The 16040-nt window shown below is 42.8% G+C and carries 16 protein-coding genes; 14 read left to right on the top strand and 2 right to left on the bottom strand.

The genetic code is table 11. The features are described 5' to 3' along the window. The first annotated feature begins 42 nt into the window (after positions 1–42). Both yidC and mnmE read left to right on the top strand, forming a co-directional pair. A complete protein-coding gene (gene yidC / locus FG24_RS04200) occupies positions 43–1692 on the top strand; it encodes a membrane protein insertase YidC (protein ID WP_036301367.1) in 1650 nt (549 codons plus the stop codon). Then, complete coding sequence (gene mnmE / locus FG24_RS04195; RefSeq protein ID WP_200876864.1) at positions 1679–3028, top strand: tRNA uridine-5-carboxymethylaminomethyl(34) synthesis GTPase MnmE; 1350 nt, start codon at positions 1679–1681, stop codon at positions 3026–3028. Before yidC ends, mnmE begins: the two co-directional genes overlap by 14 nt. 109 nt (positions 3029–3137) lie before the next feature. On the opposite strand, the gene FG24_RS04190 is transcribed toward mnmE, so the two are convergent. After that, the gene (locus tag FG24_RS04190; protein WP_036301366.1) at positions 3138–3473 is read right to left on the bottom strand and encodes a YegP family protein; all 336 of its coding nucleotides are present in this window, start codon (positions 3471–3473) and stop codon (positions 3138–3140) included. Between the two features lie 495 nt (positions 3474–3968). Further along, complete coding sequence (locus FG24_RS04185) at positions 3969–4418, bottom strand: DUF1924 domain-containing protein (protein WP_051901428.1); 450 nt, start codon at positions 4416–4418, stop codon at positions 3969–3971. A gap of 282 nt (positions 4419–4700) precedes the next feature. Between FG24_RS04185 and mnmG the strand changes: the two genes are divergently transcribed. The 12 genes from mnmG to atpD all read left to right on the top strand — a co-directional run bounded on the left by mnmG (position 4701) and on the right by atpD (position 16013). Continuing rightward, on the top strand, positions 4701–6620 hold the full coding sequence (mnmG, locus tag FG24_RS04180) for a tRNA uridine-5-carboxymethylaminomethyl(34) synthesis enzyme MnmG (RefSeq protein WP_036301364.1): 1920 nt from the start codon (positions 4701–4703) through the stop codon (positions 6618–6620). After that, on the top strand, positions 6617–7306 hold the full coding sequence (gene rsmG, locus FG24_RS04175) for a 16S rRNA (guanine(527)-N(7))-methyltransferase RsmG (RefSeq protein WP_081880938.1): 690 nt from the start codon (positions 6617–6619) through the stop codon (positions 7304–7306). Before mnmG ends, rsmG begins: the two co-directional genes overlap by 4 nt. Positions 7307–7368: 62 nt before the next feature. After that, entirely contained in the window at positions 7369–8133 is a 765-nt protein-coding gene (locus FG24_RS04170) for a ParA family protein (RefSeq protein ID WP_036301361.1), read from the top strand. A 44-nt stretch (positions 8134–8177) separates the two neighbouring features. Further along, positions 8178–9041 (top strand): ParB/RepB/Spo0J family partition protein, encoded by an 864-nt coding sequence (locus FG24_RS04165; protein WP_036301358.1) that lies wholly within the window; start codon positions 8178–8180, stop codon positions 9039–9041. Positions 9042–9236: 195 nt separating this feature from the next. Beyond that, positions 9237–9575 carry an ATP synthase subunit I gene (locus FG24_RS04160; RefSeq protein ID WP_051901571.1) on the top strand — a complete coding sequence of 113 codons (339 nt, stop codon included), beginning with the start codon at positions 9237–9239 and terminating at the stop codon, positions 9573–9575. A gap of 34 nt (positions 9576–9609) precedes the next feature. Further along, positions 9610–10443, top strand: a complete 834-nt coding sequence (gene atpB, locus FG24_RS04155; protein ID WP_036301352.1) for a F0F1 ATP synthase subunit A — start codon at positions 9610–9612, stop codon at positions 10441–10443. A gap of 77 nt (positions 10444–10520) precedes the next feature. After that, positions 10521–10787, top strand: a complete 267-nt coding sequence (gene atpE, locus FG24_RS04150; protein WP_015833271.1) for a F0F1 ATP synthase subunit C — start codon at positions 10521–10523, stop codon at positions 10785–10787. A gap of 78 nt (positions 10788–10865) precedes the next feature. Continuing rightward, positions 10866–11336, top strand: coding sequence for a F0F1 ATP synthase subunit B (locus tag FG24_RS04145; protein ID WP_019896779.1), 471 nt, complete (start codon positions 10866–10868; stop codon positions 11334–11336). 23 nt (positions 11337–11359) lie between these two features. Then, complete coding sequence (locus tag FG24_RS04140; protein WP_036301350.1) at positions 11360–11896, top strand: F0F1 ATP synthase subunit delta; 537 nt, start codon at positions 11360–11362, stop codon at positions 11894–11896. 49 nt (positions 11897–11945) lie between these two features. Next, positions 11946–13487, top strand: coding sequence for a F0F1 ATP synthase subunit alpha (gene atpA / locus FG24_RS04135; protein WP_036301347.1), 1542 nt, complete (start codon positions 11946–11948; stop codon positions 13485–13487). A gap of 38 nt (positions 13488–13525) precedes the next feature. After that, positions 13526–14464 (top strand): F0F1 ATP synthase subunit gamma, encoded by a 939-nt coding sequence (atpG, locus tag FG24_RS04130; protein ID WP_036301344.1) that lies wholly within the window; start codon positions 13526–13528, stop codon positions 14462–14464. A gap of 121 nt (positions 14465–14585) precedes the next feature. After that, positions 14586–16013: a F0F1 ATP synthase subunit beta gene (atpD, locus tag FG24_RS04125; protein ID WP_019896783.1), complete on the top strand. Its 1428-nt coding sequence runs from the start codon at positions 14586–14588 to the stop codon at positions 16011–16013. The last annotated feature ends 27 nt before the right edge of the window (positions 16014–16040 follow it).

The following is a 16040-nucleotide window of genomic DNA, read 5'->3' as shown; positions in this document are numbered from 1 at the left end:
GATACATTATTAAAATTTTATATAGATTGCTTATAAAACAATATGGATACAAGACGTTTAGTATTATTCGTGATTTTTTCTATGTCTATTCTGATGTTATGGGACGCATGGCAAACTAAACATGCACCAGTGACATCAACCCCAGTTGTTGCTGTTAACTCAGTGCCAAGTGCTGATACTGCCGGTAGTGCTACCAATACGATTGATACCCCTGTTGACACTGGCTACGCGTTAAAATCAGGTCAAAATGTTGTTGTAACAACAGATCTATATAAAGTTAACATTAATACTGTAGGTGGTGATTTACGTAAATTAGAATTGCGTAAACATCGTGCGAATGATGATCAAACTAACTATTTGTTATTAGATGATTCTGCCAAGCCTATGCTTTACGTTGCACAAACAGGCTTAATTGGTCAAGATTTACCGACGCACAACTCTGTGTTCACTAGTGATGCAGCAAGTTATCAAATGCAAGACGGGAAAGATAAGCTTGAGGTGCGATTGAGTGCCGTTAACAATGGCGTGACTGTGTATAAAGTATATACATTCCACCGTAATCGCTATGAAATTGATGTTAATTACGAAATTAAGAATGACTCTAGCGTAGCAATCACCCCTGTTGTTTACTATCAAATCGTTCATGATAGTGAATCTAACCAAGGTTCTGCTTTAATGCCAACGTTCACTGGTGGCACTTATTACACAGAAACGACTAAGTTTAAAAAGCTGGCATTTAAAGACATGGCGAAAGAGCCATTAAATATTACCTCTAACGATGGTTGGGTTGGTATCTTGCAACACTATTTTGTGAGCGCATGGATTCCTAAAGATGGCTTGGCACGCAAGTTTTACACTGAAAAACTGAGTGACAATATTTTTAGAATTGGTACTAAAAGTACATTAAGCACTATTGCTCCAGGGGCAACTTTAGCTGTACCAGCTCGCTTTTATACTGGTCCACAAACTAAAGAGGATTTAATCGCAGCTGCGCCAGGCTTAGAGTACAGTGTGGATTACGGTTGGTTAACGGTGATCGCGTCACCGCTATTCTGGTTGCTATCAAAAATTCACTCTGTGGTGCAAAACTGGGGTGTGGCGATTATTCTGCTTACCATTTTCATTAAAGCAGCATTCTTTAAACTTTCTGCTTCAGGTTACCGTAGTATGGCGCAAATGCGTGAACTGGCGCCACGCCTGCAATCGATGAAAGAGAAGTTTGGCGATGATCGCCAAAAAATGCAAATTGCAATGATGGATCTTTATAAAAAAGAGAAAATCAATCCAATGGGTGGTTGCTTCCCAATTTTAATCCAAGTGCCTGTATTTATTGCACTTTATTGGGTTTTGTTAGGCTCTGTTGAGCTGCGTCATGCACCATTTTTTGGCTGGATTCAAGATTTGTCGGCGATTGATCCATTCTACATTTTGCCGATACTCATGGGTGCTACCATGATTATTCAAACTAAGCTTAATCCTAAGCCTACTGACCCAATGCAAGCCAAAATCATGACTTGGATGCCTGTTGTGTTTAGTGTTTTCTTCTTCTTCTTCCCTGCTGGCTTGGTGTTGTATTGGTTGGTCAATAACGTGCTTTCAATTGCACAGCAGTGGTATGTTAATAAAATGATTCACGCAGAAACCGTTGCCAAAAAACAAGGCCACGTAAAAAAATCAGGTGAACATCACTAATTCATTAGACACGATTGCTGCCATCGCCACTGCAAGTGGCGCCGGTGGCATTGGTGTTGTTAGGGTTTCTGGCCCCTTATCTCAAGCAATTGCAATCAGCATACTTGGGCAGTGCCCTAAGCCACGCCATGCTGCTTACCTAGATTTTATACAAGCAGATGGTGATCTAATCGATAGTGGCATCGCTATTTTCTACCCTAACCCCCACTCTTATACTGGTGAAGATGTATTGGAGTTGCAGGGGCACGGTGGCACGGCACTTATGCAAATCTTGTTGGCTAGATGTATTGCCCTTGGCGCACGTCAGGCAGAGCCAGGAGAGTTTACTCGGCGTGCTTATCTTAATGACAAAATGGATTTAGCTCAGGCTGAGGCTGTTGCTGATGTGATCAATGCGGCTACCGTTGAAGCGGCAAAGAGTGCTGTGCGCTCTTTGTCTGGCGAGTTCTCGCAGCACATTAATGCCCTACTTTTGAAACTAATCGATCTGCGCATGTACGTAGAAGCGTGTTTGGATTTTCCTGAGGAGGAAATTGACTTTATCACGCAAGGGCGAGTGGCCGATAAATTAGCGGTAATTATTGATGAGCTGACAGTCGTTTTTGCAAAAGCCAAGCAAGGTAGTTTGTTGCGAGAAGGTATTAATGTTGTTCTAGTCGGGCAGCCTAATGTTGGTAAATCTAGCTTGATGAATCAATTGGCTGGTGAAGAAGTTGCCATCGTGACCTCAATAGCAGGTACTACACGAGATACTATTAAGAACGCTATACAAATAAATGGGGTACCTTTACATGTGATAGACACTGCAGGTTTGCGTGAAACAGATGACGAGGTTGAAAAATTCGGCATTGCGCGAACTTGGCGAGCCACAGAAACGGCCAATATCGCATTATTATTGGTGGATGCAGCTCACGGTATTACTGAGACTGAAAAGTTGATTTTAGAGCGATTGCCGCAAGAAATCCCTAAAATTTGGGTTCATAATAAGATTGACGTGACTCAGGAACCTGCTTTAATTGAAGAAAAAGACAAAGCAACACATGTTTATATTTCTGCAAAGACGGGTGCTGGCTTGGAGCTTCTTAAAAGTCACCTATTAAAATTAGCTGGCTATCAGAATAATGCTGAGGGTATTTTTATGGCGCGAGCTAGACATTTGTCTGCACTGGCTCAGGTTTGTGGTCATTTGGATATTGCAGCAGGTCAGATTAGCTCTGCAGAATTGGTCGCTGAAGAGTTGCGTTTGGCACAAGAGGCGTTAAGCACTATTACTGGCGAGTTTACACCTGATGATTTGCTAGGTGAAATTTTCTCTAAATTCTGTATCGGCAAGTAAGCCTGGTTTGTATCCCAGTTGGATTGCTGTTTACACCCTTATTAGTAGCTTACGATTACGCTAGGAACGAAAAAAATAGCGCCTATTTAGGCGCTATTTTTTTGTAACTTTAAGCAGTTAAGTCTGCAATGGTAGCTTCTGGACCATTTTTCTTCACGGATTCAATGCCGTTATCACGTGATGCTTCGCTTTCATATAGTTGGCTTTGACCAATAATTTGATGATTGCCAGCTTTGATCACAAAGTATGGTTTCTCTGATTTTGATACTAGGCGTTCATAACGTGCATCATCAGCTGCATTTTTTTGAATTGAGGCGATGCCATTTAATGCGCTGGCTTTAGTCTCATACATTTCAGACTGCAAGATAATTTGGCCGTTACCTGCCAGTAAATTAAAGTGGAATTGACCACTTTTTGCCGTTTTTAATTCAAATTTTCCAGCCATGAAATTCTCCTTAGTATTTTTGTCGGACTAATGTTCGTTTTTTTACGCCTGTTGCTACATGTACTATAGGCGTGCATGTGTATATAAGTCAATACCAATGGGTAATGCTTGCCCGAGTTAGTGTTAAAAGTGGCGAATTGTTTCACGTGAAACACAATAATGCTCTTGCCTGACTTAGGATATGGTGTGGATGTGCTTTGGTGCTATTGAGGGGTGTTGCTGTATATGATGCTCCGCTTAATTCTTTGTTTATTAGGCTCGTGTTTATTACATAAGTGAGGATGTATTCTGGTTGATGGCGGGTATGTGTGTTGTGCTGTTAGATGTGGTTATAGCGTATCTGAACGGATTGTGTGATCAATGCTGTACAGCATTTGTGCAACTGTCACGCCCTGCTGAGATGTGCTAATTACGGCTGAGGGTATTTGGCGGGAACGTAGGTATAAAAAAAGCAGAGCCTCGTTAGAGGGTCTGCTTTTAATTAACAGTAGCTAATTATTTTTTAGCTGAAGGTGTTCTTTCAGTTAACAGATAGATAATGTAGTTAGCTTTTTCTGCTGCAGTACAATCAGCGCCAATAATTTCGTTGCAGTGTTCGGTGAACTTCTCTTCAACTTTGTCTAAATCTTTGAAGCGTTTGTTGTTAACTGCAGGTGAGAGTGGATCAATTGCTTTGCCAGTTAACGCGTGTTTACCTGGGTTGGCAGGGTTAGTTGTGTGGCATGAAGCACAGGCCATTTCCTTGCCGTTTGGCATTTTAATTTTGCGGTTAAAGAACATCTTGCCGTCAGTTACAGAAGATACGAATTCTGGGTTAACTGTTTGTGCAATACTGATGTATTTTTTTGTTAGCGCTTCAGCATTAGTAACATTTGCTTGTGCAGCATGGGCTGTAAGTGTAGCAAAGCTTAGTAACGTGGCCAAAATAAGATGGGTGTGTTTCACGTGCGACTCCTTAGTAATAAAACCAATAAAACCAAATTTTTCTAAAAATGTATATTGATTACGATTGTTATAAATTATGGCTTAATTCTAAACCAATTCTAGCTTGCATGATATCGAATAACGTAAATTTTATGCCAATTTTGTTAAGAAATTATGGCTATGTTGTAAATATGCATTGTTTCACGTGAAACAATGATTATAAGTAGCGTTATGCATGACCTAAACATGAGATTAAGTTAAACTTCTACCTCTTGAGTAATAACGTTTTTTTGTGATTAAAATATGAATTTTCCTGACCTTTTTGATGTAATTGTAGTCGGTGGTGGCCATGCTGGGACAGAGGCGGCGCTTGCTAGTGCAAGAATGGGACAAAAAACCTTATTGCTTACGCATAATATAGAAACCTTGGGCCAGATGTCCTGTAATCCGAGCATTGGTGGTATCGGTAAAGGGCATTTGGTTAAAGAGATTGATGCGCTAGGTGGCGCGATGGCTGCTGCTACAGATGAAGGCGGCATACAGTTTCGTATATTAAATTCCAGTAAAGGTCCTGCTGTACGCGCAACGCGTGCACAAGCGGATCGTGTGTTATACAAAGCTGCGATACGACACAAGCTGGAAAATCAAGAAAATCTTTGGCTGTTCCAACAAGCGGTAGATGACATCATATTAGAAGGTGATCGCGCTGCTGGTGTGGTGACGCAAATTGGCTTACGTTTTGCTGCAAAATCTGTGGTGCTGACAGCCGGAACGTTTTTGGGTGGTTTGGTGCACGTGGGTCTGCAGAATTATCAGGCTGGCCGTGCTGGTGACCCCCCTTCCATCTCGCTTGCTGCTCGTCTGCGCGAAATCGGTTTGCCAGCTGGTCGCTTAAAGACGGGTACGCCACCGCGCATTGATGGCCGTACTATTGATTATTCAGTGATGACGATACAGCCGGGCGATGATCCGGTGCCTGTGTTTTCATTTTTGGGTAATGCTGCGCAACACCCTGCGCAACTGCCTTGCTGGATTACGCATACCAATGAACGTACTCACGATATTATCCGTAGCGGTCTAGATCGCTCACCTATGTACACAGGTGTGATTGAGGGTGTGGGCCCACGCTACTGTCCTAGTGTAGAGGATAAAATTCACCGCTTTGCCGATAAAGAATCACATCAAATATTTTTAGAGCCAGAAGGTTTGGCAACCAACGAAATTTATCCGAATGGCATTTCAACTAGTCTACCGTTTGATATTCAGCTGGCTTTAGTGCGTTCGGTAAAAGGGTTGGAAAATGCCCATATTCTACGTCCGGGCTATGCAATTGAGTATGACTATTACGACCCTCGTGGTTTGAAGTCAAGTTTGGAAACCAAGGCGGTTAAAGGCTTATTCTTTGCCGGGCAGATTAACGGCACAACCGGTTACGAAGAGGCTGCCGCACAGGGTTTATTAGCAGGCGCAAATGCCGCATTGTATGCACAAGGTAAAGAGGCGTGGTGTCCTGCGCGTGACGAGGCTTACTTGGGTGTATTGGTGGATGACTTAATCACGCGTGGTGTGAGCGAGCCCTACCGTATGTTTACCAGCCGTGCAGAGTATCGTTTGCAGTTGCGTGAAGACAATGCGGATATGCGCTTAACCGAGATTGGCCGGAAACTTGGCTTGGTCGATGATGTGCGCTGGGAAGCATTCAGTCGTAAAAAAGAAGCAGTTGAGCGTGAGCAAGAACGCTTGAAGAAGACATTTGTCCAGCCTGCTAACTTAAGTGCTGAGGTAATGCAGAAGGTTTTTGGTAAACCGCTGGAGCATGAATATAGTTTGTTTGAATTATTGCGCCGACCAGAGGTGAGTTATGAGGCTGTGCTTTCATTGGATGGCTTAGGTTTGGGTGAGGTGGAGCCAGCAGTGCGTGAGCAAGTAGAGATTGCTGCTAAATACCAAGGTTATATTGATCGCCAAGTGGAAGAAGTGGCGCGTAGCCGTGGGCAGGAAAACACTTTGCTACCATCAGATTTGGATTACCGCGAGATTCATGGTTTGCCGATAGAGGCACAACAAAAATTAAATGCACACAAGCCAGAAACTATTGGCCAGGCCAGCCGTATATCTGGTATTACGCCAGCAGCGATTTCCCTCTTACTGGTTTACTTAAAACGTAAGTCACGTGCAAAGACTTTAAGTAATACCAATACAGATATGGGAAATGTAGCATGAGCACAACAGGTAATATGCCAAGAAATTTAAAGCAAGAAGATCGCGCGCAGTTACAGGCAAAGCTCGAGCTAGGTCTGCAAGAGATGGGGTTGGAGATACTTCCGGAACAAAAGCAAAAGCTGCTAGATTATGTTGCTTTAATCTATAAATGGAATCAAGTACACAATCTTACCGCGGTGCGTGAGCCTATCGAAATGGTGACGCTTCATATATTGGATAGCTTGTCAGTACTTACGCATATTGAATGTAAGCACTTACTGGATGTAGGCGCAGGTGCTGGTTTGCCGAGTATTCCATTGGCTATCTGCCTGCCACAGCTGCAAGTAACCGCAATTGATGCTGTGCAAAAGAAAGTAAGTTTTATGCGGCAGGTAAAAGCAGAGCTAGGGTTGGCAAATTTCTCTGTGATTCATGGGCGCATCGAAGAGCAAGCTGTGCCTAGCAAAGAGATGCCTGAAAAGTTTGATGTCATCATTTCACGCGCGTTTTCAGAAATTGCGCTCTTCATCAAGTTAACTAAACATTTATTAGCAGATGGCGGTTCGTGGTTGGCGATGAAAGGTGTTGTGCCTGAGCATGAGTTTAAAAAGAGTGAAATTAAACCTGCTGAAATCCGTGTATTAAAAGTAGCAGGCTTAGATGCTGAGCGTCATTTGGTGGTGTTGAAGCAAGAAGTGGCTAATTAACTGAGCAGTTTTGAGTGCCAATGTGCACGAGCGTAATCATTAAAAATGCAAAGAAAAATATAATGAAAATATTGGCAATCACAAATCAAAAAGGTGGGGTAGGTAAAACTACAACTTGCGTCAATTTGGCAGCAAGTCTGGCTAGCTTGGGTAAGCGTGTATTGTTGATAGATTTGGATCCGCAAGGAAATGCCAGTACTGGAAGTGGCATTGATAAGGCGCATCTTAAGTTAAGTATTTACCATGTGCTGATTGGTGAAAAGTCGTTAAAAGAAGTAGTCGTGAAAAGTGAAAAAGGCGGTTTTGATATTGCCCCATCGAATAGAGAGTTGGCCGGTGCCGAGGTTGAACTGGTCAATGAGTTGGCACGTGAGAATCGCTTAAAGGCGGCGATTACTAAGTTGGGTGATGCTTATGACATGGTGTTGCTGGATTGCCCCCCTGCCCTCAACCTTGTGACGGTTAATGCATTAACCGCTGCCAATGCTGTGATGATTCCGATGCAATGTGAATATTATGCTTTGGAGGGATTGTCCGACTTAGTTAATACCATCAAAAAAGTACGCGCACATTTGAACCCAACCTTGGAAATAGAAGGTTTGTTACGTACCTTGTTTGATAATCGCAATATGCTTGCCCAGCAAGTTTCTGCACAGCTGATAAGCCACTTTGGTGACAAAGTGTACAAGACGGTGATTCCGCGCAATATTCGTTTGGCAGAGGCGCCAAGTTATGGCGTGCCTGTATTAAATTACGACAAAAGTTCTAAAGGTGCAGTTGCGTACCTAGAGTTAGCACAAGAGATTACCAATAAAGATAAAAACTGAAACAGATTCAGCATTTATTCTAAAAAATATAAAGAGAAGCAAATATGGTTAAGTTAAAAGGATTGGGACGCGGCCTTGATGCCCTGCTCGCTGGGGACATGGGAAGTGTGGGTGAGGCAGACTCACTCATGATGTTAAAAGTTGAACAGCTGCGTCCTGGTAAATATCAACCAAGAAGTTATATGGATGAAGCTGCGTTAAAAACGTTGGCTGACTCAATTAAAGCCCAAGGCATTATGCAGCCTATTCTTGTTCGTCAATTGGCCGATGAGCAATACGAAATTATTGCTGGTGAGCGACGTTGGCGTGCAAGTCAGCGCGCTGGTCTAGCTGAAGTGCCAGTACTTGTGCGTGAAATTGGTGATGAATCAGCGCTGGCCATGGCTTTAATTGAGAACATTCAGCGTGAGAATCTTAATCCGCTTGAAGAAGCGCAAGGTATCAAACGATTGATTGACGAGTTTTCCATGACGCATGAGAAAGCCGCAGAGTCTGTAGGCCGATCACGTGTAGCCGTATCGAACTTATTGCGCTTACTCACCTTAACGGATGCGGTTCAAGAAATGCTGATGCATGGCAAGTTGGATATGGGTCATGCGCGTGCACTGGTAGGATTGGACGGCGCACAACAAGTCATGCTGGCAGAGCAGATTGTTCATAACAGATTGTCTGTGCGTGAAGCGGAAGCATTGGTGAAAAAGCTGGGTGAGCAAGTTGAAAAGCCAGCTTCAAAACCAAACCAAGCGCCGAAAGACGATCAGGATGTATTAAGGTTGCAAGAAACCTTAAGTGACAAGCTGGGGGCAAGCGTTAGTATTAAAGCAAATACTAACGGAGCTGGCGTATTAAAAATTAACTATGCAAATTTAGATCAGTTGGATGAGATTGTTGGCAGAATTACACGCTAAGTGTTTCATTTACTTACAACTTAGCTATTGACTAAAAATCGCTATTAATTCAAAATCGCGGTCTTTGCTACTTAATGGTATTTGAGTAGCAAGATAAATACATGAAGCCAAGCATAATCAGGCGTTAAAAAAGCTTTTAAATTAATTGGATTTAAGCCATTGACAGCATTAAATACATCAGATGTTTTTAGTAAAATGCTTAAAATTCAAGTAATTGCGACGCTGGCGGTTGCTGCTATCATGTTTTTGTTTTTTGATATACATGGGTTAATTTCCGCCACATTAGGTGGTGCAAGCGTGGTCGTTGGTGCTTATGTTGCATCATTGGTGGCCAAGCGCGGTGCAAACAAAACGGATGCTTCAGCAATATTAATCAATCTGCTCAAAGCAGAAGCCGTTAAGATTTTAATGATAATCGTGCTTTTGGTTATCGTATTTAGTTTTTATAAACAATTAGTGCCGTTTGCACTAATTGCTGGTTTGGCGGCTGCGGCATTGTTTTCAGGTGCAGCCCTCAGTAAGTTAAACGTGTAATTTAAACAAACGTCAGTTAGAAAAATATTAGATTATGGCTACAGAACACGCAGATAACGCACAACACGCACTCACCCCTTCAGCTTATATCGAGCATCATTTAAGTTTTAATGCACAGCCGCTCAGTGAGAGCGCCGGTTTCTGGACGCTGCATGTAGACACCTTTGTGATGTCAGTGGCACTGGGTTTGATTGTGATGGGTTTGATTTGGTTGGTAGCGCGTAAAGCGACTGCTGGTGTGCCAACAAAAACACAAGCTTTTGTAGAATTGGTGTTTGGCTTTATCGATGATCAAGTTAAAAATATTTTCCACGGTAATCGTCATAGCTTTATCGCACCAACGGCATTAACAGTGTTTTTGTGGGTGTTCGCCATGAACTCCATGGACTTTTTGCCGGTTGATTGGGTTGCTGGTATTGTTTCATTCTTTGGTGGCGAGCATGCGAAATGGCGTGCAGTACCGACATCAGACATCAATACAACATTCGCACTAGCCTTATCTGTTTGGATTCTAATGATTTTCTTCGCAATCAAGGTTAAAGGCCTTGGTGGTTGGATTCATGAACTTTTCTGTGCGCCATTTGGCAGCAAAATCTGGGTGTGGCCAGCTAACTTTATGTTCAATTTGATTGAATATGTGTCAAAACCACTTTCACACTCATTACGTCTGTTCGGCAATATGTACGCTGGTGAGGTTATCTTCTTGCTATTGGGTATGTGGGCTGCTACAGGCTTGACAGGTACTATCGCAGGTGCAATTTTAGGTGCTGGTTGGTCTATCTTCCACATTCTGATTGTTGCATTGCAGGCGTTTATTTTCATGATGTTAACGGTTGTTTATCTAGCCATGGCACATGAAGGCCACTAATTAAGTTTTGTTTGGTATTTAAGTAGTTCTTATTTTTTGTAGTTGGTTGTAAGTTTAATTTTAGAGAGGGTAATAACATGGATGCATTAGCATTGATTCAAGCCTACACAGGCGTTGGTATTGGTTTAATTATTGGTTTGGGCGCTGCTGGTGCTTGTATCGGTATTGGTATTATGTGTGCAAGTTTCTTGGAAGGCGCTGCTCGTCAACCAGAAATGATCCCAGCTTTACAAGGTAAAGTGTTCTTACTATTAGGTTTGATTGACGCTTCATTCATTATCGGTGTTGGTCTTGCAATGATGTTTGCATTTGCTAACCCATTATTAAGCGTAGTTGCTCAGTAATTAGCAAAATTAAGCTAACTAGTCATTGAACTTCTGTTTAATGACTAGTGCTTTTATGATTAACAAAATGGATCAAAAATGAACATTAACTTTACACTTATCGCACAAGCTATCGCATTTGCTGTGTTGATTTGGTTCACAGTGAAATTCGTTTGGCCGCCGCTTTTAAAAGCGATTGAAACGCGCCAAAAAGAAATTGCTGATGGTTTGGCAGCAGCGCAAGAAGGCCGTAGTGCTTTAGAAGTTGCAGCTAAAAAATCAGAAGTGACATTGGCTGAAGCAAAACAAAAGGCAAGCGAGATTATTGCGCAAGCTGAAAAACGCGGCACACAAATCGTTGAAGAAGCTAAAGGCAATGCTAAGGTTGAAGGCGACCGTATTCTAGCTGGTGCTAAATCTGAGATCGATCAAGAAGTAAACCGTGCTAAAGAAGGTTTACGTGCGCAAGTGTCAGCATTGGCAATTGCCGGCGCTGAAAAGATTTTGCGTAAAGAAATCGACGCAAAAGCACATAGCGAAATGTTGTCTAAACTAGCTGCAGAACTTTAAGGCTAAGGGATAAAGGAAATCACATGGCTGAAATATCAACCATCGCAAGACCTTATGCAGTAGCGGCTTATAAATTAGGTCGTGAGCAAAAGGCACTTGGCAAATGGTCTGAGATGTTGGGTTTTGCCGCTGCCGTTACAAATGACGCGCAAATTAAAGCCTATATTCAAGATCCTAAAGTTGTGAGCAGTGATTTGCAAACAACTTTCTTGAAGGTGTGCGGCGATCAACTTAATGAAAACGGACAAAATCTTGTCAAAGTTTTGGTTGAGTATGGTCGTTTATCTATTTTGCCAGAAATTTCAAGCGCATTTGAAGCGTTAAAAGCACAAGATGAAGGTACTTTGGATGCTGAGATTATCGCAGCAGCTAAACCTAGTGCGGCAGAGGTTAAAGACCTAGTAAAACGCTTAGAAGCGAAATTTGGTAAAAAGATTGAGGCTAGTGTTTCTGTTGACCCAGAACTCATTGGTGGCATCAAAATTATTGTTGGCGATACCGTGATCGACGCATCCGTCAAAGGTCAGTTACAAAATTTAGCCTATACGCTTACGGCATAAGACGCAGGCAATAGCCTAACTTTAGGCAAAGAAACTATTAGGAGTTTACATGCAGTTATCTACATCAGAAATCAGTGAACTGATTAAAAGCAGATTAGAAAATTTTTCTACCAGTGCTGAAGCGCGTACTCAAGGTACTGTTATTTCAGTAACTGACGGTATCGTTCGTATTCACGGTCTTTCAAACGTGATGGCCGGCGAGATGATCGAATTCCCAGGCAACACATTTGGCCTTGCGCTTAACTTAGAGCGTGACTCAGTGGGTGCAGTGGTTTTAGGTGATTACGAACACATTACTGAAGGCGACACATGTAAATGTACTGGTCGCATTTTAGAAGTGCCAGTAGGTCCAGAATTAGTTGGCCGCGTAGTGAACGCATTAGGTCAGCCTATTGATGGTAAAGGCCCAGTTAACGCAAAATTGACAGACAAGATTGAAAAAGTTGCGCCGGGCGTAATTGCACGTAAATCTGTGTCACAACCAGTACAAACTGGCTTGAAATCAGTTGACTCTATGGTTCCAGTTGGCCGTGGTCAACGTGAGTTGATTATTGGCGACCGTCAAACAGGTAAAACAGCTGTTGCAGTTGATGCGATCATCAACCAAAAAGGTCAAAACATGACCTGTATCTACGTTGCGATTGGCCAAAAGGCTTCTACTATCGCTAACGTGGTACGTAAACTTGAAGAAAACGGCGCGATGGCTTACACCATTGTAGTTGCAGCGTCAGCATCTGATTCAGCAGCATTACAATTCTTGGCACCATACGCTGGTTGTACGATGGGCGAATACTTCCGTGACCGCGGTGAAGATGCATTGATTGTTTATGATGACTTGACTAAACAAGCGATTGCTTACCGTCAAATTTCATTGCTATTACGTCGTCCACCAGGCCGCGAAGCTTACCCAGGTGACGTGTTCTACATCCACTCACGTTTGTTAGAGCGTGCAGCTCGCGTAAACGAAGAGTATGTAGAGAAATTCACTAACGGTGCCGTTAAAGGCAAAACTGGTTCATTGACTGCATTGCCAGTGATTGAAACAGCAGCTGGTGACGTTTCAGCATTCGTTCCAACTAACGTGATTTCTATTACCGATGGTCAGATCTTCTTGGAAACTGACTTGTTCAACGCTGGTATCCGTCCTGCGATCAACGCTGGTATTTCAGTGTCTCGCGTAGGTGGTGCTGCACAAACTAAAGTAATTAAAAAACTTGGCGGCGGTGTACGTTTGGCATTAGCGCAATACCGTGAATTGGCTGCGTTTGCGCAGTTCGCTTCTGACTTGGACGAAGCAACACGTAAACAACTAGACCGTGGTCGTATGTTTACTGAGTTGATGAAGCAAGCACAATACGCACCTTTAAGCGTATCAAACATGGCTATTACCTTGTTTGCTGCGAACAAAGGTTACTTTGATGATGTAGCAACTAACAAAGTACTAGCATTTGAAGGTAAATTGCACGGCTTTATCGCTTCTAAATACAAAGCACTAGCTGACGCGATTGAAACAAGCAAAGACTTAAGCGGCGATAACGAAAAAGCACTTGATGCAGCAATTCAAGACTTCAAAGCGACAACTGCTTACTAATATCTAACTATTAGGAAAACTAACCTAGGGGTATTGGAATGGCTGGAAGTAAAGAAATTAGAACCAAGATCAAGAGTGTAGAAAATACACGCAAGATCACCAAAGCGATGGAAATGGTTGCCGCTTCTAAAATGCGTAAAGCGCAAGATAGAATGCGTGCATCACGTCCATACGCTGAGAAAATTCGTAATGTTGCAGCTCACCTTTCGCTAGCACATTCTGAATATAAGCACCCTTTCTTAGTAAAGCGTGACAATGTTAAGAATGTTGGCATTATCGTTGTGAGCTCAGACAAAGGTTTGTGCGGTGGCTTAAATACCAACGTATTGCGTTTAACTGTTAACCAAATGAAAACTTGGGAATCAGAAGGCAAGAAATTGTCTGTAAGCGCGATTGGTAATAAAGGCTATAGCTTTATGAACCGCGTTGGTGCAAATGTTAAGTCACACATTATCGGTTTAGGTGATGTGCCACATTTAGAGGCGCTTATCGGTACGATTAAGGTAATGCTTGACGCTTATACAGCTGGCGAAATTGACCAGTTGCATATTTGTTACACACGTTTCATTAACACGATGAAGCAAGAGCCAGTAATTGAGCAATTACTACCTTTAACAGCTGAGCGTTTAGGTACACATCCAACAGAAGAGAAATCTGAAGCGTTGAGTGCTAGCGCTGTTGTTAAGAGTGCGCTTCAAATCGGTGCTGCTAAAGGTCATTGGGATTACATCTACGAGCCTGAAGCTAAGCCAGTGATTGACCAGTTGATGGTGCGTTACATTGAGTCACTAGTGTATAACGCAGTGTCTGAAAACATGGCGTCTGAGCAATCATCACGTATGGTAGCGATGAAGTCAGCGTCTGATAATGCGAAAAACGTAATCGGTGAATTGAAACTGGTTTATAACAAAGCACGTCAAGCGGCGATTACCAAAGAGATCTCTGAAATCGTTGGTGGTGCGGCGGCGGTAGCTTAGTGATTTGGCAATACTAACCTAGCCTAGCAAGGTTAGTAAGGTCCAAAAGCGATAAGACACGGCTAGTAAAGAATTTTATTAAAGTTATATCTGACTAACATACGTTTAGTAAGGAAAAAAGATGAGTACAGCAAATATTGGTAAAGTAGTGCAATGTATTGGCGCGGTGGTTGACGTTGAGTTCCCACGTGATCAAATGCCAAAAGTATTTGAAGCGTTAATTATTGATGACGCATCAAGCCAAGCGGAAGCTGGTTTGACATTGGAAGTGCAACAACAATTAGGTGACGGCATTGTGCGTACGATTGCCATGGGCTCATCTGATGGCCTTGCGCGTGGTACTGCGTTTAAATCAACTGGTGCACAGATTCAAGTGCCAGTAGGTACAGGTACTTTAGGTCGTATTATGGACGTGTTGGGTCGCCCAATCGATGAGGCTGGTCCTATCGAGTGTGATGAGCGCCGTTCTATTCACCAAAAAGCACCTACTTTTGAAGAGTTATCTCCATCAGTTGACTTGTTAGAAACAGGCATCAAGGTGATTGACTTGGTTTGTCCATTCGCTAAGGGTGGTAAAGTGGGTCTGTTCGGTGGTGCTGGTGTAGGTAAAACAGTTAACATGTTGGAACTCATCAACAACATCGCTAAACAACACTCAGGTTTATCAGTGTTTGCAGGTGTGGGTGAGCGTACTCGTGAAGGTAACGACTTCTACCATGAAATGGCTGAAGCTGGCGTTATTAAACTAGACGACATGAAAGAATCAAAAGTGGCGATGGTGTTCGGTCAAATGAACGAACCACCAGGCAACCGTTTACGCGTAGCTTTGTCAGGTTTGACGATGGCTGAAAAATTCCGTGACGAAGGCCGTGATGTATTGTTCTTCGTGGACAACATCTACCGTTACACATTGGCCGGTACTGAAGTATCTGCATTGTTAGGCCGTATGCCTTCAGCTGTAGGTTACCAACCTACTCTAGCTGATGAAATGGGCCGTCTACAAGAGCGTATTACTTCAACTAAAACAGGTTCTATTACTTCTATCCAAGCGGTTTACGTACCTGCGGATGACTTGACCGATCCATCACCAGCAACAACGTTCCAACATTTGGACTCAACAGTTGTGTTGTCACGTGACATTGCATCTTTAGGTATCTACCCAGCGGTAGACCCATTGGATTCTACATCACGTCAATTAGACCCATTAGTGGTTGGCGAAGAGCACTACAATGTAGCGCGTTCAGTACAACAAACACTACAACGTTATAAAGAGTTACGTGACATTATCGCGATTTTGGGTATGGACGAGTTGTCACCAGAAGACAAATTGGCTGTTGGCCGTGCACGTAAGATCCAACGTTTCTTGTCACAACCTTTCCACGTTGCTGAAGTGTTTACAGGCGCGCCAGGTAAATACGTACCACTAAAAGAAACAATCAAAGGCTTTAAAGCAATTGTTGCTGGTGAATACGATCACTTGCCAGAGCAAGCTTTCTACATGGTTGGCGGTATTGAAGAGGCTGTTGAGAAAGCCAAGACTCTTAACTAAGTTTTACTTGGTTAATTAGTTAAACGC

Source organism: Methylotenera sp. L2L1, assembly GCF_000744605.1.
GTDB lineage: Bacteria > Pseudomonadota > Gammaproteobacteria > Burkholderiales > Methylophilaceae > Methylotenera.
The sequence above is the reverse complement of the archived record's forward strand: the minus strand, read 5'-3'. Positions and strand labels throughout refer to the sequence as shown.

Excerpts from the sequence above, each read along its gene's own strand:
- yidC (WP_036301367.1), top strand. The coding sequence starts at position 43 with ATGGATACAAGACGTTTAGTATTATTCGTGATTTTTTCTATGTCTATT.
- FG24_RS04190 (WP_036301366.1), bottom strand. The coding sequence starts at position 3,473 with ATGGCTGGAAAATTTGAATTAAAAACGGCAAAAAGTGGTCAATTCCAC.
- mnmG (WP_036301364.1), top strand. The coding sequence starts at position 4,701 with ATGAATTTTCCTGACCTTTTTGATGTAATTGTAGTCGGTGGTGGCCAT.
- rsmG (WP_081880938.1), top strand. The coding sequence starts at position 6,617 with ATGAGCACAACAGGTAATATGCCAAGAAATTTAAAGCAAGAAGATCGC.
- FG24_RS04170 (WP_036301361.1), top strand. The coding sequence starts at position 7,369 with ATGAAAATATTGGCAATCACAAATCAAAAAGGTGGGGTAGGTAAAACT.
- FG24_RS04165 (WP_036301358.1), top strand. The coding sequence starts at position 8,178 with ATGGTTAAGTTAAAAGGATTGGGACGCGGCCTTGATGCCCTGCTCGCT.
- FG24_RS04160 (WP_051901571.1), top strand. The coding sequence starts at position 9,237 with ATGCTTAAAATTCAAGTAATTGCGACGCTGGCGGTTGCTGCTATCATG.
- atpB (WP_036301352.1), top strand. The coding sequence starts at position 9,610 with ATGGCTACAGAACACGCAGATAACGCACAACACGCACTCACCCCTTCA.
- atpE (WP_015833271.1), top strand. The coding sequence starts at position 10,521 with ATGGATGCATTAGCATTGATTCAAGCCTACACAGGCGTTGGTATTGGT.
- FG24_RS04145 (WP_019896779.1), top strand. The coding sequence starts at position 10,866 with ATGAACATTAACTTTACACTTATCGCACAAGCTATCGCATTTGCTGTG.
- FG24_RS04140 (WP_036301350.1), top strand. The coding sequence starts at position 11,360 with ATGGCTGAAATATCAACCATCGCAAGACCTTATGCAGTAGCGGCTTAT.
- atpA (WP_036301347.1), top strand. The coding sequence starts at position 11,946 with ATGCAGTTATCTACATCAGAAATCAGTGAACTGATTAAAAGCAGATTA.
- atpG (WP_036301344.1), top strand. The coding sequence starts at position 13,526 with ATGGCTGGAAGTAAAGAAATTAGAACCAAGATCAAGAGTGTAGAAAAT.
- atpD (WP_019896783.1), top strand. The coding sequence starts at position 14,586 with ATGAGTACAGCAAATATTGGTAAAGTAGTGCAATGTATTGGCGCGGTG.